At 42.4% G+C, this 22,403-nt stretch carries 19 protein-coding genes and 1 pseudogene; 11 read left to right on the top strand and 9 right to left on the bottom strand.

Features of this window, described 5'->3' with window-relative positions:
• The first annotated feature begins 31 nt into the window (after positions 1-31).
• The 3 genes from HLH16_RS11945 to HLH16_RS11955 all read left to right on the top strand — a co-directional run bounded on the left by HLH16_RS11945 (position 32) and on the right by HLH16_RS11955 (position 3,411).
• Positions 32-565: a hypothetical protein gene (locus HLH16_RS11945; RefSeq protein WP_171529482.1), complete on the top strand. Its 534-nt coding sequence runs from the start codon at positions 32-34 to the stop codon at positions 563-565.
• Between the two features lies 1 nt (position 566).
• Positions 567-1,751, top strand: coding sequence for an iron-containing alcohol dehydrogenase (locus HLH16_RS11950; RefSeq protein ID WP_171529483.1), 1,185 nt, complete (start codon positions 567-569; stop codon positions 1,749-1,751).
• A 265-nt stretch (positions 1,752-2,016) separates the two neighbouring features.
• Positions 2,017-3,411 carry an APC family permease gene (locus HLH16_RS11955; RefSeq protein ID WP_171529484.1) on the top strand — a complete coding sequence of 465 codons (1,395 nt, stop codon included), beginning with the start codon at positions 2,017-2,019 and terminating at the stop codon, positions 3,409-3,411.
• A gap of 58 nt (positions 3,412-3,469) precedes the next feature.
• Here HLH16_RS11955 and HLH16_RS11960 read toward each other — a convergent pair whose 3' ends face one another.
• From HLH16_RS11960 to rplU, 8 genes are all read right to left on the bottom strand, one after another.
• Positions 3,470-3,949: a tRNA (cytidine(34)-2'-O)-methyltransferase gene (locus HLH16_RS11960; RefSeq protein ID WP_171529485.1), complete on the bottom strand. Its 480-nt coding sequence runs from the start codon at positions 3,947-3,949 to the stop codon at positions 3,470-3,472.
• Positions 3,950-3,986: 37 nt separating this feature from the next.
• Entirely contained in the window at positions 3,987-5,363 is a 1,377-nt protein-coding gene (cysG, locus tag HLH16_RS11965; RefSeq protein WP_171529486.1) for a siroheme synthase CysG, read from the bottom strand.
• 97 nt (positions 5,364-5,460) lie between these two features.
• Positions 5,461-6,732 (bottom strand): serine--tRNA ligase, encoded by a 1,272-nt coding sequence (gene serS, locus HLH16_RS11970; RefSeq protein ID WP_171529487.1) that lies wholly within the window; start codon positions 6,730-6,732, stop codon positions 5,461-5,463.
• Between the two features lie 119 nt (positions 6,733-6,851).
• Entirely contained in the window at positions 6,852-7,640 is a 789-nt protein-coding gene (locus HLH16_RS11975) for a DUF3298 domain-containing protein (RefSeq protein ID WP_171529488.1), read from the bottom strand.
• Positions 7,641-7,771: 131 nt separating this feature from the next.
• Positions 7,772-9,256, bottom strand: coding sequence for a carotenoid oxygenase family protein (locus HLH16_RS11980; protein WP_350643992.1), 1,485 nt, complete (start codon positions 9,254-9,256; stop codon positions 7,772-7,774).
• 308 nt (positions 9,257-9,564) lie between these two features.
• Positions 9,565-10,263 (bottom strand): outer membrane lipoprotein periplasmic chaperone LolA, encoded by a 699-nt coding sequence (gene lolA, locus HLH16_RS11985; RefSeq protein ID WP_131288860.1) that lies wholly within the window; start codon positions 10,261-10,263, stop codon positions 9,565-9,567.
• 214 nt (positions 10,264-10,477) lie between these two features.
• Positions 10,478-10,732 carry a 50S ribosomal protein L27 gene (gene rpmA, locus HLH16_RS11990; protein ID WP_067723977.1) on the bottom strand — a complete coding sequence of 85 codons (255 nt, stop codon included), beginning with the start codon at positions 10,730-10,732 and terminating at the stop codon, positions 10,478-10,480.
• 18 nt (positions 10,733-10,750) lie between these two features.
• Entirely contained in the window at positions 10,751-11,062 is a 312-nt protein-coding gene (rplU, locus tag HLH16_RS11995; protein WP_086196864.1) for a 50S ribosomal protein L21, read from the bottom strand.
• Between the two features lie 432 nt (positions 11,063-11,494).
• Here rplU and sdsA point away from each other — a divergent pair, with 432 nt between their 5' ends.
• From sdsA to HLH16_RS12035, 8 genes are all read left to right on the top strand, one after another.
• Complete coding sequence (gene sdsA / locus HLH16_RS12000) at positions 11,495-12,472, top strand: All-trans-nonaprenyl-diphosphate synthase (protein WP_171529489.1); 978 nt, start codon at positions 11,495-11,497, stop codon at positions 12,470-12,472.
• A gap of 34 nt (positions 12,473-12,506) precedes the next feature.
• Complete coding sequence (locus HLH16_RS12005; RefSeq protein WP_171529490.1) at positions 12,507-14,561, top strand: site-specific recombinase; 2,055 nt, start codon at positions 12,507-12,509, stop codon at positions 14,559-14,561.
• Between the two features lie 150 nt (positions 14,562-14,711).
• Positions 14,712-15,317 (top strand): phosphatase PAP2 family protein, encoded by a 606-nt coding sequence (locus tag HLH16_RS12010; RefSeq protein WP_171529491.1) that lies wholly within the window; start codon positions 14,712-14,714, stop codon positions 15,315-15,317.
• Positions 15,318-15,349: 32 nt separating this feature from the next.
• Entirely contained in the window at positions 15,350-16,618 is a 1,269-nt protein-coding gene (locus HLH16_RS12015; protein ID WP_171529492.1) for an efflux RND transporter periplasmic adaptor subunit, read from the top strand.
• 12 nt (positions 16,619-16,630) lie between these two features.
• A complete protein-coding gene (locus tag HLH16_RS12020; protein ID WP_171529493.1) occupies positions 16,631-19,813 on the top strand; it encodes an efflux RND transporter permease subunit in 3,183 nt (1,060 codons plus the stop codon).
• Positions 19,813-21,270 carry a multidrug efflux RND transporter AdeIJK outer membrane channel subunit AdeK gene (gene adeK, locus HLH16_RS12025; protein WP_171529499.1) on the top strand — a complete coding sequence of 486 codons (1,458 nt, stop codon included), beginning with the start codon at positions 19,813-19,815 and terminating at the stop codon, positions 21,268-21,270. Before HLH16_RS12020 ends, adeK begins: the two co-directional genes overlap by 1 nt.
• A 105-nt stretch (positions 21,271-21,375) precedes the next feature.
• A complete protein-coding gene (locus tag HLH16_RS12030; RefSeq protein WP_171529494.1) occupies positions 21,376-21,732 on the top strand; it encodes a YbjQ family protein in 357 nt (118 codons plus the stop codon).
• Between the two features lie 3 nt (positions 21,733-21,735).
• Positions 21,736-22,170, top strand: a complete 435-nt coding sequence (locus HLH16_RS12035) for a YbjQ family protein (protein ID WP_171529495.1) — start codon at positions 21,736-21,738, stop codon at positions 22,168-22,170.
• A gap of 119 nt (positions 22,171-22,289) precedes the next feature.
• On the opposite strand, the pseudogene HLH16_RS12040 reads toward HLH16_RS12035, so the two are convergent.
• Positions 22,290-22,403, bottom strand: a pseudogene (locus tag HLH16_RS12040) (IS982 family transposase); the annotation flags it as partial.

Genomic DNA, 22,403 nt, shown 5'->3' on the forward strand with positions numbered 1-22,403 from the left:
ATAAAATATTTTTTAGATAAGGGATGCGCGAGTGATTTCAACCAAATCCGTAAAGCCCGCTTTACAACTGACCTACGTCAAACTCATGATGGATGTGATTGGCAGAGGTCTGGTAATGGCGAGTCAAGTCGATGATGAAGTAAAACAGGAAGTTTCCAACTTCCCTGTCGGTTTTGTTCTATCGATGAAAGTATTTCCCCATGGCCCGGCTTTTATTGCGAAAGTCACGGAAGACCATCAATTAAAATTACTGTCCTCTTTGGATGGAAAACCCGATCTAACCATTACTTTTAAGCACTTAAGCCATGCTTTTTTAGTATTTTCTTTTCAGGAAAGTACTGCACAAGCCTTTGCCCACGACCGCATGATTGCCGATGGTGACATTTCTTTCGCCATTCGTCTGGTCCGTTGCTTGAATAAAATGGAATCGCTGATTTTACCTAAACTCTTGGCTGAGCTTGCTGTAAAACAATATCCAACTGAATTGAGCCTAAAACAAAAACTCACTGGAGCTGCAAATATTTATTTGAAACTAGCTCAATCTTATTTTAAACGGAGCGCATAACATGGCTAAGCCTTATTACGAATTTTTCTGTCCAGTAAAAGTTATCGCAGGTCATGCCGCGTTAGAACACATTCCATTTGAACTTGCGACTTTGGGTGCAAAACGCCCACTGATCATTACCGATAAAGGCGTACGCGCAAATAATTTACTGACTCCGATCGAAGCGGCATTTGAATCTACCGATGCGGTGATTGGTTATATTTTTGATGATGTCCCGCCCGATTCAAGCGTACAAACCGTTCGTAATGCAGCAAAAGCGTATCGCGACAATTATTGTGATGCGATCATTGCGGTGGGTGGCGGTTCAGTGATTGATACTTCCAAAGCGACCAATATCCTAGTGACTGAAGGTGGTGATGACTTACTGAAATTTTCAGGTGCGCATAATCTTTCAAAACCGTTAAAACCATTTTTCGTGATTCCAACCACTTCGGGCACCGGTTCAGAAGTGACCATGGTGGCTGTGGTTTCTGATCTTGAGAAAAACGTCAAAATGCCGTTTGCATCTTACTATTTGATGCCGCATGCAGCAATTCTTGACCCGCGTATGACGCAAACCTTGCCGCCACATTTAACCGCCATGACAGCCATGGATGCATTAACTCATGCGGTTGAAGCTTACACCTGTATGGCTGCAAATCCTATTAGTGATGCCTATGCGACGGCTGCGATTAAAAAAGTCAGCAACAGTTTGTTCAATGTCCTCGACAACCCCACAGATGAGTTTGGTCGTCTGGAACTGGCTCAAGCCTCTACCATGGCAGGGATCGCCTTCTCTAACTCAATGGTAGGCTTGGTGCATTCATTAGGACATGCCTTAGGTGCCGTTGCGCATCTGCCGCATGGTTTATGCATGAACCTGTTCCTGCCTTATGTGCTGGAGTACAACAAGGAAGTGAATGGCGACAAAATTGCAGAATTATTGCTTCCTTTAGCAGGACCAGACATTTATGCGCAGACTCCTGCACATTTACGCGCCGACAAAGCGATTGCCACAATTCTGACCATGCGCGATCGCTTATATGCCTTAACCAAGTTACCACGCACTTTACGTGAAACTGGTAAAGTATCTGAAGCACAGTTAGCGGAAGTGGCAGAAAAAGCATTAAATGATGGTTCCATTATTTACAACCCTAAAGAAGCCACCTTAAACGATTTAAAAGCGATCTTAAAAAAAGCTTGGTAAATATTGAAAAATAAGAGAATATAGCAAAAAATCAGCCTGGTGTTTTTTTAAGCATCGGGCTTTTGCTTTGTGGAAAATTAAAGCTCTATTTTTATATCGAATGGCATATTTTCTGCATTAATAATTCATAAAGATACTGGCAAAAGATACCAAACTAGAGTAGATTGGCGCACTTTTGTTTTATTCGTATAGGGGGGATCGTTCGTCTCAAACGATCCTTATAAACATGACTGATCCTTGATCAACGATTAAGAGGATAACGCCGTTGACAAATATCTCTGGGACTCAATCGGCAGCTAAACTGCAAAAAACGCTTGGACTCTGGCACATCATTATTATTGGTTTAGCTTATATTCAACCAATGACACTATTTGATACGTTCGGTCTGGTTTCTGAAGAAAGCCATTACCACGTACCAACTTCGTACATTATTGCCTTAATTGCAATTCTGTTTACGTCTATCAGTTACGGCCATATGATCCGCCGTTACCCGTCATCAGGTTCGGCATATACTTATGCACAAAAATCGATCCATCCTAATGTCGGTTTTATGGTCGGCTGGTCATCATGGCTAGATTACCTGTTGTCACCAATGGTCAACATCATTTTGGCAGTCATTTATCTGGAAGCCCTTTTCCCTGAAGTTAACCATTGGGTTTGGGTGGTCGTACTGACTGCATTCATGACCGGGGTAAACTTACGTGGTGCCAGATTCGTTGCCAACTTCAACGGCCTGATTGTTTTGATTCAGCTGGCAGTCATCGCCTACTTCACCTGGATGGTTTACACGCTGCTTGCAGGCGGGGTCAATGCCGATGGTACCTTAGCGGATGCCAAGTACCAGTTGTGGAGCTTGGAACCCTTCTGGAATGAAATGACGGCTTTAGGTCCACTGATTACCGGTGCAACATTACTTTGTTTCTCTTTTACCGGTTTTGACTCACTCAGCTCACTGGCAGAAGAAACAAAAGATACTGAAAAAACCTTACCTAAAGCGATTTTCCTTACGGCACTGCTTGCAGGTATTATTTTCATTATCAGCACCTATTTCATGCAAATCTACTTCCCGAATGATCCAAAAACTTACTTTGAAGATGTCGCTGCAACCCAGCCAGATATTCTTTTAGCAGTAGGCGGGGTAGCGTTCAAAACTGTAGTGCTTTACTTTGCAATTGTCACAGTGATGGCATCAGGTATTTCTGCGCATGCAGGTGTTTCACGCTTAATGTATGTGATGGGTCGTGATGGCGTGATCAATAAAAAGATCTTTGGTCATATCAGCCCTAAAAGTTACACGCCAGTTTACAACATTCTGATTGTAGGTGCGGTGGCTTTAACTGCTGGTTTCATGGATTTGGACATCGTAATTTCGATGATCAGTTTCGGTGCCTTAACTGCCTTCACCTTTGTTAATCTGTCGGTGATTTCACGTTATGCATTACGTGATGGCCGTACCAAAAACATCAAAGACATTTTCAGCTTTGTGGTGATTCCTTTACTGGGCTTCCTAAGCATTTTTGCGATGTGGCTAGAGATTGAAGATACTGCATTGAAATTCGGTTTATGGTGGGCAATGTTTGGTATTTTGTACCTGGGTTATAAAACCAAAGGTTTCAAACATGCCGCTCCGCAACATAACGAATTTGATGATTCTCATTAATCGGTTGATTCCATGCATAAAAAAAGACGCGCAATGCGTCTTTTTTTTCAGCCTTATATTAGACCAGTTCTTTAAAACCTTGCTGACGCCAAGCTTCATATAAAATAACAGCAGTGGCGTTAGACAAGTTCAAGCTACGAGAGTTTGCTGCCATTGGCAAACGAATCCAGTGTTTTTCCGGAAACATCATGCGCACATTTTCCGGCAAGCCACGGGTTTCAGGACCCATTAATAAAGCTACCGGACGGTTTAAATCTGAGGTATGTGGTGTTTCTACACCTTTGGTGGTTAAGGGATAAATCGCATCGTTATCAATCCCCTGTTCTTTTAAATGCGCCACACATTCTGCAAAGTTTTCCCAAACTTTCATATGCGCCCATTCATGATAGTCCAAACCTGCACGTCTGAGCTTTTTATCATCCAGCTCAAAACCCAGCGGTTTTACCAAGTGCAATTGCGCACCGGTATTGGCACATAAACGAATGATATTCCCTGTGTTTGCAGGAATTTCTGGCTCGTATAAAACAACATGGATCACTGAATTTCTCTACTCTTTTAATGCAACAGGACTCGAATTAGCCTTGCCACTGTAATTGTTCGCGCAATTTTACCACCTCACCAATAATGGTCAGGGTTGGTGCTTGAATTTGATGTTCTGTCACTTTTGAAGCAATATCTGCCAAGGTTCCAACCACGACTTTCTGATCTGGCGTCGTTCCTTTAGAAATCAGCGCAACAGGCATATTAGGTCGTTGACCATGTGCAATCAGTTGGGCACAAATTTTTTCCAATCCCACCAAGCCCATATATAAGACCAAGGTTTGATTTTCATAGACCAGTTCATTCCAAGGCAACTCAGGTGAACCTTCTTTCAAATGTCCTGTCAGGAAGCGGACACTTTGCGCATAGTCACGATGCGTTAAAGGAATACCCGCATAAGCAGAACAGCCTGAAGCCGCTGTAATCCCTGGCACCACCTGGAACACCACACCTGCAGCAAACAGCTCTTGAATCTCTTCGCCACCACGGCCGAAGATAAATGGATCACCGCCTTTTAAACGGCAGACACGCTTACCTTGCGCTGCATATTCCACCAAAAGTGCATTAATCCCCTCTTGAGGAACACTATGATTAGACCGTGCTTTGCCGACATAGATTTTTTCTGCATCACGGCGACACAAATCCAAAATCGGTGGAGATACCAAACGGTCATAAATAACCACATCGGCTTGTTGCATCAAACGTAAAGCTTTTAAGGTCAAGAGCTCAGGATCACCTGGACCTGCACCCACCAAATAAACTTCACCTTTAGGCGTTTTCCACTCAATTAAGGCTTGTTCAATTAAACGATCCGCTTCCGCAATGTTGTCATTAAAAACCTGTTCTTTGAATGGACTGGCATACAAGTCTTCCCAAAAAATACGGCGCTCATCTGGATTCTCAATTTTAGCTTTGACTGCAGCACGCCATTTTCCAGAAAACTCTGCCAGCTTGCCCATGCCATGCGGAATACTGGCTTCCAGTTGGGTTCGGATTTGACGGGATAAAACTGGTGATTTTCCATTGGTGGCAATCGAAACCACCAAAGGAGAACGATCAATAATGGCAGGCACCATAAAACGGCAATGCGGTAGATCATCCACACTATTCACCAGAATTTTTTCAGCTTCGCAAACTTCAAAAACCTGTATGTTGGTCGCTTTGTCATTGGTAGCCGCAATCACCAACCGGTAAGGGCGTAATGGAATATCTAGACTAAAAGATGCTTGGACATATTGCCCTTGGCTGGCACGAACAATCTCTAGTAAATCAGTTTCGATTTCAGGCGCAATCACATCAATGACTGCCCCTGCTTTTGCCAAAAGTACGGCCTTACGATAGGCTATACGCCCACCACCGACAATCAGACAAGGTTGCTGTTGCAACTTTAAAGAGATTGGAAAGATATCCACGAATTACCTCAATATTTTAAATCTGACTGTCTTAAGCCTTAAGCAATTTTCATGCACAAAATTGTGCCATTCACATATTTATTGATCAATCCGAAGATTAATCAATAAATTCTGCACCACCTATATATGGACGAAGCACTTCAGGAACTTCAATGGAACCGTCTGCACGTTGATAATTTTCCATTACCGCAAGTAATGTACGACCGACTGCCAAACCAGAACCATTCAAGGTATGAACGAATTCAGTTTTCTTCTGGTCTACACGGTAACGCGCTTTCATACGGCGTGCCTGGAAGTCACCCATGCATGAACAGCTTGAAATTTCACGATAAGTATTTTGGCTCGGAACCCAAACTTCCAAATCATACGTTTTGATTGAGCCAAAGCCCATATCACCACCACACAGAATGATTTTACGGTATGGAAGACCTAAAGCTTGCAAAATGCCTTCAGCATGACCGGTCAGCTCTTCTAAAGCCTGCATGGAATCTTCAGGTTTTACAATTTGCACCATTTCAACTTTGTCGAATTGGTGTTGACGGATCAAACCACGGGTATCACGACCATACGAACCGGCTTCACTACGGAAACATGGTGTATGCGCAGCATATTTCAATGGTAAACGTTCTGGATCGACAATTTCATCACGCACGAAATTGGTTACTGGAACTTCTGCAGTCGGAATTAGATAAAGTTCTTTTTCACCTTGAAGCTTGAACAAGTCTTCTTCAAATTTAGGCAATTGACCTGTACCACGTAAAGAGTCTGCATTGACCAAATAAGGCACGTAGGCTTCAGTATAACCATTTTTAAGCGTATGAGTATCTAGCATAAATTGGGTCAGTGCACGTTGTAAACGCGCCAATGGACCTTTTAATACGCTGAAACGTGTGCCGGTTAATTTGGTTGCAGTTTCAAATTCCAAACCGCCCATCCATTCACCGAGGTCAGTATGATCTTTGATTTCAAAATCAAATTGACGCGGTGTGCCCCATTTTAAAATTTCAACGTTGTCGTCTTCATCTTTACCCTCAGGTACAGATTCATGCGGCATGTTTGGAATAGTTAAAGACTTGGTTTCAATTTCAGTTTGCAATTCAGTAAGCGCAACTTCAGCCGCTTTAATTTCATCACCAATTGCTGACATACGTGCCATGATTTCAGATGCATCGCCACCAGATTTTTTAATTTGGCCAACTTGTTTTGCACCCGAATTACGTTCTGCCTGTAAAGCTTCAGTTTTCGACTGAAGCTCTTTACGGCGAGCTTCAAGTGAAGCCCACTCTTCTACATTCAGCTGTACACCACGTTTTGCCAAGGCTAAATTTACAGCCTCAATATTATTTCTGATTAATTTCGGGTCGATCATAGCCAATCTTTTGCAAAGAAAAAAACTGGCTATAGTGTAAGCGCTAAACAGCAAAAAAGACAGTGACCGAGCTTACAGCTGTGCCTTATTAAAGCAAATTTCACCGAATTAACTAAAAATTAAGGTGTAGGATAGTGTGGCAAACTTGGCAGATATTCCGCTTTAACCAGTTTGGTCAATGCAGCATAAGGCAAGTTCAGTTCTGTCATCCCCTCTGCATAAGAAGCCAGTTCATATAGAGGATAGACAAATACAATCCCATTGGCACCGAAGTAAAAATTATCGCTCAACTGTAACTTGGTTCGTTCAATACTATGTTGATCCAGCCAGATGCTATTTGAGTCGTACAAGGTATCCAATACCTGCTGTTCTGTACCCTTCAGCAGAATATCTTGTAGCGCCAAGCGCTTTTTGGTTTTCAAATCAAAATTCACAAATTCCTGATGATACATGCCATGTGCTGCACCCGATGAATAAGTGTAAGTTTGAATGGCAAAGGTAGCCTGATCATATTGTTGGCTGACAAAGCGGATATAGGTCGAACTTTGACTTAAGTTAGGATTAGCACCCTCAGCGGTATTGATTTTTTGATTGGGTGCGGTTGAAAAAGCAATAGGATCTGCTTTTTTAATTCGATCAATAAAATAATCATCAATCCATTTAACATTGGTCTTTACGGTCTGAATGTCATATTGCATACAGCCATCTGCATCGCAAGCTTCTGGCTTGGTCAATTTGACCAGAACAACTTTGGCTTGAATTAATGGAATGGATTCAGACTTTTCCTGCTTCGTCGTTGTTGCCTGTTCAGTTTTCGGTGCAGGTCGCTCCTGACACCCTGTCATGACAAGTGCCGCGAAAGAAACAGGGAGTGCCCAGAGCCATTGTTTATTCGTGCATATTTCCATTTTACTTTTACAACCTAAGACCTTTTATAATGCCCCTGCACTATACAAAGCTAGGTAACTGAATGAAATTTAAAATATGTATCTTTTAAAATATATAGCCTGATCGCTATAAACAAGAAAATCACATGATTTTAAGATAAATCCACCCAATTTCCATGAAAGCCCAATGGCACATGTACGCCAAGTACAATTTCTGCCTGAGGCTGAATATTTAAACCCTGAGCTTTTAAAATCACCACTTTAGAACTTTCCTTATTGATTTGATGCACATAGCATAACAAGTAACCCTCACCTTCTGCCGCATCCGATGACTCAGGGATAAAGACGACTTCTCCCGTCACCCATTGCTCACCAAATTCATAGGTGGTTTTTTCACGAGTTTGCAGATCGTGACAAATCAAATGATTGGCTTTGCTCATGAGCATAGGATCAAAACTGACACTATAAATATAACGATGCTGCTCACCGGTATATCGCTCATCAATTCTTGGAAATTCTTGCGCTTGTGCATCTAACACCTGTCGATCGACAGTATTTTGCTTAAGATCAACCGCCCAACGTTCCAATTGAGTCTTTTGCTGTTCGAATGGTCCTTGCTGAGATTTCTTAAACATCGACTGATGAACCACGACATCCAGAATAATCTGCTGTTGCTCATTGCGATAAGCATTTGCGGCATGAAAAACAAAACAGGGTTCAATATTGATCCACTGCACCTCATCTACATGACCATATTTAGGCAAAATCCCAATGCGTGCAGCATGTTGTTCATTCCATTCATAAGGCAAAGGATTGCCCTTGATGAGTTGCTTGAAAGAGAACGTCACCGGTAAATCAAAAATTAAAACCTCCTGCTCGGTGATGGCACAATCATGAATCATAGGACCATGTTGCACAGGAATTTTAGCCCAATGCAGTAGAAGTCCTTGCTCATCAATCACTTCATAATAGGTGTGTTTAATATCCAGCGCATCATAGCAAATAGCATGTAAATGCCCGGTCTTATTGTCTTTATGTGGATGTGCTGTAAAAGGCAGATCAGCATCTGTATTAAAAAGACGGTATTCTTCCGTATTCAGATTTAAGTCTAAACGTACCGGCAAAGTGCCCGCTTCCACACTCGCCCAAATTTTATTGGCATGATAAAAAGCATTGGTATTGACCACATCACCGGAACCACGGCGAAACCCTGCTTTAACAGCCTTATTCTTGTGCTGTTGTACGGAATCCGTTTCGATATAATGACTTTTAAACCAGACTGCTTTTCCATGTTCAATTTTTAAAGCATGCAGCATTCCATCGCCTATGAACCAGTGATAAGAATCTGGATGTTCAACATGAATCGGATTGGGCCCTATTCTCAACAATAGTCCAGTCAATTGCGGTGGAATTTCGCCCATGACTTTGAATTCGCGCTTTTCCACTTCATCTACAGGAGCAAATATCCCATCGAGATAAGGATTTTCTGCCTTATTTTTAGATGATTTTTTTGATCTTCCTTGTAGCCAAGTCACACCCAGACCCATGACTTTCTGACGATAAGTATTAAATTTTGATTTTACTTTTGTGAAACGCGGATAATCCACCGATGGGGTCACTACCTTGTTATTTTCCACTTTTTTAATTCTCCTGAGCTTTTTTTATGGCTTTAGTCTTTGTTATTTTTTCTTTGTTACTTTTTCTTTGTCTTAGGGAGGCATTGATCTTGGTTGTTTTGCCACTCACTTCTGATCACTGAATTCTTGTCTTTATGTATTTTGAGTTGTAACACTTATTCTGCAACTTAGAACTATTTTTACATAATGGCACTTTGCCTATAAAAGCATCACTATATTTTTAGCAGAATATAAACTAAAAAAGCAGTCACGTATGACTGCTTTTGAATAAACTTTACGACTTCATTTAATAATTATAAATCAATTCATTATTGATCAATAATATCGGTGCCTTTAGGCGGTGTGAAGTTGAAGGTTGATGCTGGAATTGAAGGATTCAATTTCACGTTATTAAATCGAACATAAGTGGTTTGACCGAGTGAATCTTCCAAAATCATTAAACTTGGCGCTTTGTTGACACCAAAACTAATGGTCAGGCTTTGGAATGCGCCATCACGATCTTTAGGAAGCAAGGTGTAATAAGTCTTGCCTTTATCCGGTTGCGTCACACGGTATGACTTCATAATCTGACTGGTATTACCCGACAATAACAAAGCTGGCGTATTCGCTACTTGATCATCCAGACTTTGACGAACAGCTTGTTGCAAATCAGGGTCATAAATCCAGACGGTTTTACCCGAAGTCACAATGGTCTGTTTTGACGGACTGGTGGTTTCCCAGAAAAACTTACCAGGACGAGCAACCTTCATCACCCCTTTAAAGGTTTGATTCATGTGTTGTCCGGTTAAGCCTTTTTTCTGAGCCACTTTACTACCAGAAGTCGCTTTTGTGGTTTGTTCAAAATTTGCTGACAAACTACGGATATTGCTTAACTGTTTAACCAAATTATTCGTTGCTTGTTGCTCCGATGCTGCAACAGGCGCAGCAAAAACAGTAGTACTTATTACCGGTGCAAGCGTTGCTGCACCTAATGTCATAGCACATAGGGTTTTACGAAGCATTTTCATCTCATCACCTTTTTATTTGCTGTATCGCAATTTCTTCAATGTCCCATCTTAAACCAATTTTTATTCCTAATAATTGAGAAAATAAGAAGTTTTGTATTGTTATTAATGCTCAATGTAGATTTTTCTACATCATGATGAAGAACTCAGATTGTTTTTGACCCATTTACAAGCATAAAAAAACCCACATCAGATGTGGGTTTTTTTCTATTAAAGCTTACGCTTCAACAGATACGTAGCGACGACCAAATTGGCCTTTCACTTCGAATTTGATCACGCCGTCAGCGGTAGCAAATAAAGTATGGTCACGGCCCATACCTACGTTTGTACCAGCGTGGAATTCTGTACCACGTTGACGAACAATAATGTTACCAGCAGTCACAGATTGACCACCGTACATTTTAACACCTAACATTTTAGGGTTCGAGTCACGACCGTTACGTGTCGATCCACCAGCTTTTTTAGTAGCCATGTTTCATAATCCTCGTAATTAGCCTGAAATAGCAGTAATTTTCAACTCGGTAAACCATTGACGGTGACCTTGTTGTTTACGGTAATGTTTACGACGACGCATTTTAACAATACGGATTTTGTCGTGACGACCGTGGCTAACTACTTCAGCAGTTACTGTAGCACCAGCAACAACTGGAGCACCAATTTGAATGCTTTCGCCGTTTACAAGCATTAATACGTCATCAAACGTAATAGTTGTACCAGTTTCAGCTTTCAACAATTCTACTTTAAGGGTTTCACCCTCAACAACACGGTGTTGTTTACCACCGCTTTGGATTACTGCGTACATAATGTACTCCAAACATGCCCGTGTCGTCGTGCCGATAAAGGAATATACCGATCTTAATACGAGCGCCACTGGGGTATATACAAGGGCAAACATATTAAGTGATAATAAATCAAACGACAAGCCATTTTAGCGTTTTTTTTGCGCTGAGCGAATGTTTATTTTATAAACAATCAAAATCTAAAAAATAAATTAGTTTTTACATCGCAATCTTGGATTTTATAAAATGAAATAGATTTTTAAAATCAATTCGCTACTATAAGCCACGAAATGCCAACCCAGTCACATATAGGGTGAGTTGTTAGAATTATCACACACTTAAAACCATTTGCTTAATCAGGTTTTAAGCAACTATATTAAGATCTTAGCTATAACATCAGATATAGTTGTTACACTATAGAATAAGCAATTCAATTTTTAGAGGTTTCTCTTCACATGGCCATCGACTTTAAGCAAGACATTCTCGCTCCTGTTGCTTCAGACTTTGCTGCGATGGATACTTTTATTAATGAAGGGATTACTTCAAAAGTTGCCTTAGTCATGGCAGTCAGTAAACACGTGGTTGAAGCGGGTGGTAAACGTATGCGCCCGATTATGTGTTTATTGGCAGCAAAAGCCTGTGGCGCAGAAGATATAGAACGTCAGCGTAAATTGGCGGCTATTATTGAAATGCTACACACTGCGACCCTTGTACATGATGATGTGGTCGATGAATCAGGCTTGCGTCGTGGTCGTCCAACAGCAAATGCTACTTGGAATAACCAGACTGCCGTTTTAGTCGGTGACTTTCTAATTTCGCGTGCTTTTGATTTATTGGTCGATTTAAACGATATGACCTTACTCAAAGATTTCTCGACAGGAACCTGTGAAATTGCTGAAGGTGAAGTTCTACAACTTCAAGCACAACATCAGCCTGAAACCACAGAACAGACTTACCTCGATATTATTCACGGTAAAACTTCGCGTTTGTTTGAACTGGCCACTGAAGGCGCTGCCATTTTATCAGGCACACCGCAATACCGTGAGCCATTACGAATTTTTGCCGGTCACTTTGGCAATGCCTTCCAGATTATTGACGATATTTTAGACTACACTTCAGATGCTGAAACATTAGGTAAAAATATTGGTGATGATCTAATGGAAGGGAAACCCACTTTGCCATTAATCTCTGCACTGCAAAAAACCACCGATGAAGATCATGAAATTGTTCGCCGCAGTATTGCAACCGGCGGTACAACCCAATTAGAACGTGTCATTGACATTGTGCAAAATTGTGGTGCACTGGATTACTGCCGCCAACGTGCCACTGAAGAAACTGAATCTGCACTGCAGGCTTTAGATGCGCTGCCGCATAGTGAATATCGCCAAGCACTGATTAACCTGACCCAACTTGCCTTAAACCGAATTCAATAATGGATGTTGAAAAAAATAGACTTAACCCTCGCCTATGCATATAAATTTTAATGATCTATTTTTAAAAATGCAGGAGCAGCTTGAATCTCATCAAGCTGCTCTTGATGACTCACTGTTAATTGAACTGGTTAACCGAATTCGACCAAGCGATTCAACCAATACTGAAGAAATTAACTGCAAATTTCGTGCGCTCATCCAAGCACTGCTGATTACACCCGATGCAGTTTCTACCTTACAAAGTTTTATCTTAAAACTGATTAGCCAATACAAACAGACCAGTTTGTATGCCGATACCGGTATTTTATCTCTCGATGGTTTTTGGAATCAGCTCGCACAACGCATAGGCGCTCATTTTTTACCGCTGATTAATGACGAAAGCCAACTGCAAGATCTAGTCCGTTGCGTCTTTTATCAACGTAGTGATAAATATTGGCTGGACAGCATTTCTAATGAAGATTGGCAAAAGTTATTTGCCTTGCTCAATCAAGGTCACGGCAATCAAGCTGAAAAGCTTAAAATTAACAATGAGCTGATCAAAGCCATTACAGTGCTATCTTACCGGATCAGTGGGATTGGACTGTATCCTGAATTTATCAATGCACAACCTGAGTTAACTGAATACGAATCGCCTTTTCTGGTTCAGAACCGTGAAATTGTCGAATTCATTCAGCATTATAAAAAGCTGCATCAAAATACCGATCCTCTGGCAGTCATTGCACCACCGGATGCCTCACAAGCCTTGGTGATGATTGAGCAATGTCGGGATGTGGCTTCAAAAATTCGTCGTGCCATTAAACGCACTGGCGTGAGTATCAGTCTGACTTATTTATTATCCCTTCTGGAACAATGTCTGGATCGGATCGAACTGTTAATCAACTTAATTGTTGAAGAAAATAAAGTTCTTTATGAATCAATAAGTGCCTTACTGGTCGATATTACCTCCGCCATTTATAGTGAACGGAGTGTTCGTTCTTTACTTGCAAATAACAGTGAATTAATTGCCTTACAAGTGACCGAAAATGCCAGTAAAACCGGTGAGCATTATGTAAGTACCGACAAAAAAGGTTTTTGGTCGATGTACAAGGCAGCTGCTGGTGCGGGCGTCATTATTGCCACCATGGCAACCTTCAAGATTCTGGCTGCGCGTCTGGTCATGGCTCCCTTGATGCAGGCATTTATCTTTAGCATGAACTATTCACTCGGTTTCATGTTGATTCACGTGCTGCATTTCACCGTTGCGACCAAACAACCTGCCATGACGGCAGCTGCACTTGCAGCCACAGTACAGCATCAAAAAGGCTCTAAAACTGCACAAATTGCTGAACTTGCCGCACTGATTATTAATATTATCCGAACCCAGTTTATTGCCATTCTCGGCAATATCTCGATTGCCATTCCTACTGCTGCCGTGATTACCCTGCTCTGGCAATACGGAATGGATGAACCATTGCTGTCCCATGCCAAGGCGACCACAACCTTACACGCATTGAATCCATTTACCTCACTGGCTATTCCTCATGCTGCGATTGCCGGTGTTTGTCTGTTTTTCTCTGGCTTGATCGCAGGTTATTTTGACAATATGGCGGTGTACCGCAAAGTGGGTCCACGCTTACAGGCCCATACCCGTTTAAAGCGGTTATTAGGTCAAGAACGCTTAAATCATTTTGCTGCATATATTGAACGGAATTTAGGGGCGTTAGCAGGGAACTTCTTATTCGGAATTATGCTCGGAAGCATGGGAACCATTGGTTTTATTTTGGGTCTTCCACTCGATATTCGACACATTGCATTTGCTTCAGCCAACTTTATTCAAGGCTTGATCAATATTAACGGTACTCCAGAAGTTGGCCTGATTTTTGTATCGTTTTTAGGGGTGTTGTTGATTGGCCTGACCAACTTATTTGTAAGTTTTAGTCTGACCATTATTGTGGCATTACGCGCACGCCGGGTTCGTTTTGAACAATGGAAGCCATTAGCCAAACTGGTGCTGACCCATTTCTTAACCCGTCCGAGTGACTTTTTTTGGCCACCAAAAATTCCATTAGAAGTGGATGAATCCTTGCCATCACAAAAATCGGCTTATAAGTAATTGGTTATTTTTGTTTTACTTCACGTTAAAAAATCGGTAAAAAAGAAATTAGCATAATTTACACACACTTGAAATAAAGTGTACTGATGAGTACACTTTAATCATTCATTAGTCATACTCCAATCGACTAAGATAACAAAGGTTCCTTACATGCCGTACCTATTGCTTGGTGTAGGATTTTTTTTATTTATTTTCAGTGTATTAATGCTTTTTATCCCATCCCTTAACCAGTTCGATTTAGCAACGGTTGAATGGATGAGCCAGCATCGTACACCGTATTTGAATACGATATCTATCACACTTTCAGCTCTAGGCGGCATGCCATTTGTGCTATTTTTAACCGCAATCTGGTATTTACACCAATTATGGTATAAAAAATACACAAATATTATTTTTACAAGTTTAGGGCTTATAGGAAGCATTGCCACGGTTTGGCTGCTCAAATATATAATTTCAAGACCTCGCCCACCCGAAATGTATCACCTGGTTCAAAGCTACGGTGCTTCGTTTCCCAGTGCGCATAGTGTTTATGCAGCTACTCTGGGTTGTCTTGCAATTTATCTAAGTCTCAGACATCCAAAGCACCAACTCATTTGCCTGTGTGCTTTTATATGGTTGTTTATCATGGGAATTTCAAGGGTTTACCTTGGGGTACATTTCCCCTCTGATGTCTTGGCAGGTTGGAGCATAAGTTTTATTTGGATCACACTACTTTATCTGCTGTACGCCAAATTCAGTAGAGCGAAAACAAATTAATTTTTAGATAAAAATCTAATCGAGGTGGAACAATGATGTCTGCAAAGCTATGGGCACCTGCCCTTACCGCTTGCGCATTAGCAACAAGTATTGCACTTGTTGGTTGTAGCAAAGATCCAAAGGATGCGCAGCAAGCTGCAGCAGCCCAAAAAATGCCACCGACTGAAGTCGGTGTCATTGTTGCTCAACCACAAAGCGTAGAGCAATCGGTAGAACTTTCAGGTCGTACCACGGCATTTGAAATTTCTGAAGTCCGTCCACAAACCAGTGGTGTGATTCTCAAACGTCTATTTACCGAAGGCAGTTATGTTCGTGAAGGTCAGGCATTGTATGAAATTGACTCACGCACCAATCGTGCTGGCGTCGATAGCGCACGTGCTGCACTCAACCGTCAACAAGCCAACTTGAACGTATTACGCGTGAAAGAAGGACGTTATCGTCAACTTGTCGGCAGCAATGCCATTTCAAAACAAGAATATGATGATATTGCTGCACAGGTAAAACTGGCTGAAGCTGATGTTGCTGCAACACAAGCTGAACTCAAAAATGCAGAAATCAACCTCGGTTACTCAACAGTTCGTTCGCCTATTTCAGGTCAAACCAACCGTTCAACAGTGACTGTGGGTGCTTTAGTGACTGCTAGTCAAGCAGATCCATTAGTGACTGTTCAGCGTTTGGATCCAATCTATATCGACATTAACCAGTCTAGTGCTGAATTATTGCGTTTACGTCAGCAATTGAGCCAAGGCAGTTTAGACAGCAGTAACAACACCAAAGTCAAACTTAAGCTTGAAGATGGTAGCGACTACCCTGTTGAAGGTCGTCTTGCATTTTCTGATGCAAGTGTAAATCCGGAAACAGGTACCGTGACTTTACGTGCTGTGTTCCCGAACCCGAATCATTTATTGCTTCCGGGTATGTATGCCACTGCTAAAATTGTACAAGGTGTGATTCCAAATGCCATCTTGATTCCTCAAGCAGCGATTACCCGTACTCCGACTGGTCAAGCGATTGCGATGATCGTGAATGCCAAAGGTACTGTTGAAACACGCCCTGTTGAAACTGCTGGTGTTCAAGGTAAAGACTGGATTGTGACTCAAGGTTTACAGACAGGTGAGAAAGTGATTGTTGATGGTATTGCCAAAGTTAAAGAAGGTGCAACTGTGGTTGCTAAACCTTACCAACCTCAAGCTGCTGCGCCTCAAGGTGCGGGTCAACCTGCAGCAGAAGCAAATAAAGCAGCTCAACCTGCTCAGCAAGCACAACCAAAAACTGAACAAAAATCTACTTCAAATACATAAGGGGTAGACTAAATGGCTCATTTTTTTATTCATCGTCCGATCTTTGCATGGGTGATTGCATTGGTGATTATGCTGGCGGGTATTTTAACCCTCAGCAAAATGCCGATTGCACAATATCCGACCATTGCTCCACCAACCGTGACCATTGCTGCAACTTATCCAGGTGCATCTGCTGAAACTGTAGCCAATACAGTGACTCAGATCATTGAGCAGCAAATGAACGGTCTTGACGGTTTACGCTATATTTCTTCAAATAGTGCGGGTAACGGTCAAGCATCGATTGCTTTGAACTTTGAACAAGGGATCGATCCCGATATTGCTCAAGTTCAAGTCCAGAACAAATTACAGTCGGCGACTGCGTTACTTCCTGAAGATGTACAACGTCAGGGTGTAAAAGTCACTAAATCAGGTGCGAGCTTTCTACAAGTACTTGCATTCTATTCGCCAAATGGTGAACTGACGGATGCCGACATTAAAGACTATGTGAACTCAAATATTTCTGAACCGCTTAGCCGTGTAGCGGGTGTGGGTGAAGTACAGGTATTTGGTGGTTCATATGCCATGCGTATCTGGTTAGATCCTGCAAAACTCAGCAGTTATCAACTCACTCCAAGTGATGTGGTTGCTGCCTTACGTACTCAAAATGCGCAAGTCGCTGTGGGTCAACTCGGTGGTGCGCCTGCTGTTGAAGGTCAAGTACTGAATGCAACTGTAAACGCACAAAGTCTTTTACAAACGCCTGAACAGTTCAAAAACATTTTCTTGAAAAATGTCGGTACTGGTGCAAAAGTCACTGTTGGTGATGTTGCTAAAGTTGAATTAGGTTCGGACAACTATCAGTTCACCTCTAAATTCAATGGTAAGCCTGCTGGCGGTGTAGCGATTAAATTGGCCACTGGTGCAAATGCATTAGACACAGCGACTGCTGTAGAAGAACGCTTGGTACAACTTCGTAAAAACTATCCAAGTGGTTTAAAAGATCAGTTGGCCTTTGATACGACTCCGTTTATCAAACTTTCAATTGAAAGTGTGGTTAAGACCTTGGTTGAAGCGATTATTCTGGTCTTCATTGTCATGTTCCTGTTCTTGCAGAACTGGCGTGCAACGCTTATTCCAACCATGGCTGTGCCTGTGGTGGTATTGGGTACATTCGCGATTATCAACCTGTTCGGCTTCTCCATTAACACGCTCACCATGTTTGCCATGGTACTTGCCATCGGTCTTCTGGTGGATGATGCGATTGTTGTGGTCGAAAATGTTGAACGGATTATGGCGGAAGAACACCTTGATCCTGTGGAAGCGACTGAAAAGTCGATGAGTCAGATCTCTGGTGCATTAATTGGTATTACAACTGTATTGTCTGCAGTGTTCGTCCCAATGGCGTTCTTTAGCGGAACCACCGGGGTAATTTATCGTCAGTTCTCGATTACCCTAGTGACCGCCATGATTCTGTCACTGATTGTAGCCTTGACTTTTACCCCTGCCCTGTGTGCGACCTTGCTGAAACAGCATGAAAAAGACAAGCCACAAAGCAACAGTGTTTTTGCCCGCTTCTTCCGCTGGTTTAACTATAGCTTTGACCGCATGTCGAGTGGCTACCAAAAATGGGTCGGAAAACTGCTGATTCATAAAATCATTGCAGGTGTAATTTACGCAGTTGTAATCGCAGGCTTGTTATTCCTGTTTAAAAGCTTGCCGAGTTCATTCTTGCCAGATGAAGACCAAGGCGTGGTCATGACTCTGGTTCAGCTTCCACCGAATGCAACCCTTGATCGTACCGAGAAAGTCATTGATCAAATGACTGGCTTCTTTATGGAAGGTGAAAAAGCCAATGTCGACTCTGTATTCAGTGTCGCAGGTTTCTCATTTACCGGTGTAGGTCAAAATGCCGGTCTGGCTTTCATTAAGTTAAAAGACTGGAGCGAACGTACCACACCTGAAGCACAGATTGGTTCAATTATCCAACGTGGTATGGCGTTAAACGTAATTGCTAAAGATGCATCTTATGTCATGCCATTGCAGCTTCCTGCAATGCCAGAACTGGGTGTTTCTGCCGGCTTTAACTTGCAGTTAAAAGATGCTGCGGGTAATGGTCATGAAAAACTCATCACTGCACGTAACATGATCCTGGGTATGGCTGCGCAAGACAAACGCCTTGCGGGTGTGCGTCCGAACGGTCAGGAAGATACGCCACAGTACAAAATCTATGTCGATAATGAAAAAGCCAGCGCTATGGGCGTCAGCATTTCTGAAATCAACAGCACCATGAGCATTGCTTGGGGTGGTTCATACATTAATGACTTTATCGACCGTGATCGTGTGAAGAAAGTGTATGTTCAAGCCGTTCCTGATGCACGCATGATGCCGGAAGATTTAAACAAATGGTACGTACGCAGCAACTCTGGTCAAATGGTTCCATTCTCGGCATTTGCCACAGGTGAATGGACTTACGGTTCGCCACGTCTTGAACGTTATAACGGTATTGCATCGGTCAACATTCAAGGTACGCCTGCTCCGGGTGTCAGCTCGGGTGATGCGATGCTGGCAATGGAAGAAATCATTGCGAAACTTCCACAAATGGGCATGCAGGGCTTTGACTATGAGTGGACAGGTCTATCTTTAGAAGAACGTGAATCTGGCTCACAAACCATGGGGCTTTATGGTCTTTCCATGCTGATCGTGTTCCTGTGTCTTGCCGCATTGTACGAGAGCTGGTCAATTCCATTCTCAGTCATGCTGGTCATTCCACTCGGTATTGTTGGTGCAGTGGGTCTGACTTTCTTGGGTATGGTTCTGTTTAAAGATCCAAACCTGTCGAATAATATTTACTTCCAGGTTGCGATTATTGCCGTCATCGGTTTGGCTGCAAAAAATGCGATCTTGATTGTAGAATTCGCCAAGGAACTGCAAGAAGATAAAGGCGAGCCTTTACTTGAAGCAACCCTTCATGCAGCAAAAATGCGTTTACGTCCAATCATCATGACCACTTTAGCCTTCGGTTTTGGTGTACTTCCTCTTGCCCTTGCTTCGGGTGCGGGCGCAGGTAGCCAACACTCGGTCGGTTATGGTGTACTGGGTGGCGTAATCAGTTCGACGTTATTGGGTATCTTCTTTATTCCTGTGTTCTATGTCTGGATTCGAAGTATCTTTAAATTTAAACCTAAAAAAACAAATAATCAGGAGCAAGCATCGTGATGCAAAAGGTATGGTCTATTTCAGGTCGTAGCATTGCGGTATCTGCACTTGCGCTTGCTTTGACAGCTTGTCAAAGCATGCGTGGCCCAGAGCCCGTAGCTCAAGCGAATATTCCAGAACAAGGTTATTTAACCTCCGCTTCTGGTCCTTCAATTGCTGAGCAAGGTTATAAAGACTTTTTTGCCGATCAACGCTTATTACAAGTGCTTGATCTGGCATTAGCCAATAACCGTGATTTGCGTACTTCGGCATTGAATATTCAACGTGCGCAGCAACAGTACCAAATTACCCAGAACAACCAGCTTCCAACCATTGGTGCCAGTGGCAGCGTGCTTCGTCAGGACACGCTCAACACTGGTGCCATGACCAGCTACAATGTTGGTCTGGGTGTAACTGCCTATGAGCTGGACTTTTGGGGTCGTGTTCGCAGCTTAAAAGACAATGCTTTAGATACGTATTTAGCAACGTCAAGCGCACGTGATGCCACTCAAATTGCGCTGGTCGGTCAGGTTGCTCAAGCATGGTTAAACTACTCGTTTGCAAATGCAAATTTAAAACTTGCAGATCAAACATTAAAAGCACAACTTGAGTCTTATAACCTCAACAAAAAACGTTTTGATGTCGGTATCGACAGTGAACTGCCTGTTCGTCAGGCACAGATTTCTGTAGAAACTGCGCGTAACGATGTTGCAAATTACAAGACTCAAATTGCTCAAGCACAGAACTTGCTTAACCTGCTGGTAGGTCAAGCAGTTCCTGCAAACTTGTTACCGACTCAACGTGTAACCCGTATTAGCAAAAGCAATGCCTTTAGTGCTGGCCTACCAAGTGATCTGCTGAATAACCGTCCTGATGTACGTGCTGCTGAATACAAACTTTCTGCAGCGGGTGCAAATATTGCTGCGGCTAAAGCACGCTTGTTCCCGACCATCAGTTTGACCGGTAATGCAGGCTATGCTTCAACCAGCTTAAGTGACCTGTTTAAATCAGGTGGATTTGTCTGGTCAATTGGTCCAAGTATTGATCTTCCAATCTTCGATTGGGGTACACGCAAAGCCAACATCAAGATTTCAGAAACAGATCAGCAAATTGCCTTATCTGACTATGAAAAATCAATTCAGTCCGCTTTCCGCGAAGTGAATGATGCCTTGGCAGTACGTCAAAATATTGGTGACCGCTTGGCTGCACAACGCCGTTTGGTTGATGCAACCAATACCACCTACCGACTTTCTAATGCCCGCTTCCGTGCCGGTATTGACAGTTACTTGACGGTATTGGATGCGCAACGTGCGTCTTATGCTGCTGAGCAAGGTTTATTGTTGCTTGAACAAGCCAACATGAACAATCAGGTTGAAGTCTATAAAACACTCGGTGGCGGTATTAAAGCCAACACCGGTGATGCGGTTCAACAGCCAGCATCTACTGCTGAACGTAAAGCTGCAAACAGCGCTGAATAACTTTTTAGCGTTGTTAAAAAGCCTGCGCTATGCAGGCTTTTTTATTGCTTTTTAAAGCCTGATTTCCTATCTTCACTACAACCTCTCTTATTTGAATATCAAAAAATGCTTTTAAGTAATCTAGAATCTGTTCCGGGACATACCATTACCCGTCAAATTGATGTGGTGTATGGCAGCACTGTACGCAGCAAGCATGTTGGACGCGACCTGCTTGCCAGCTTAAAAAATATAGTCGGTGGTGAACTGACCGCATATACAGAATTACTTGAAGAATCACGCCAGGAAGCCATGAGCCGTATGATTGAAAAAGCCAAATCAATCGGTGCAAACGCTGTGGTGGGTATCCGTTTTTCAACTTCCAATATTGCCCCGGGTGCTTCTGAACTTTTTGTTTATGGAACTGCAGTGCTTGTGGAACCAAATGCGACCAAACTTCCTGATCCCTTCCCGACTCAAGGTTAAGTCATGGATGCTTTTCTATTAAAAATCATTATCTTTTTGGTTTTATTTACTATTGGCTGGGGATTTGGCCGTCGCGCGGAAAAAAAACATTTTACTGAACTGGATAAGCAAGAACAGCGTTTGGCTTATATCACCCTGGATAATAGCCGCTTTAAAACGTCTTCGCATCCCGGGCAACTGGTCAATAGCAATGTGGTCATTTCCCATGACTATTTTAAATATGTGATTGCCAATATTGAGAACTTTTTTGGTGGCCGTTTAACCAGTTATGAAAGTGTAGTTGAACGTGCGCGACGTGAAGCCATTGTGCGTTTAAAACTGGAAGCTGAAAAAATGGGCGCAACCCATATTATGGGCTTGCGATTGAGTACCACTGAACTGGGCATGCAAGGCGGGATGGTCGAAGTGTTTGCTTATGGCACGGCGATTCAATCGTAAATCCTCCCCAACTCTCTCTATATTTCATTAACTTTTTTCAAATAGCAGAGCTCCTCCCTTTTTTAAAGGGAGGTTGGGAGGGATTATATCGTGACTAACATTTTACTATTTAACCCTAGTTACGGATAAGCTAAATTTCTAACGACATGAATTTTTGGCTTATTCTTCTGACAGAGTTGATAAGCACATAGAGAAGAAAATATGCCTGCTAGGAAACCGGAAATAGCCCGATG

The organism is Acinetobacter sp. ANC 5378 (genome assembly GCF_013004315.1).
Lineage (GTDB): Bacteria > Pseudomonadota > Gammaproteobacteria > Pseudomonadales > Moraxellaceae > Acinetobacter.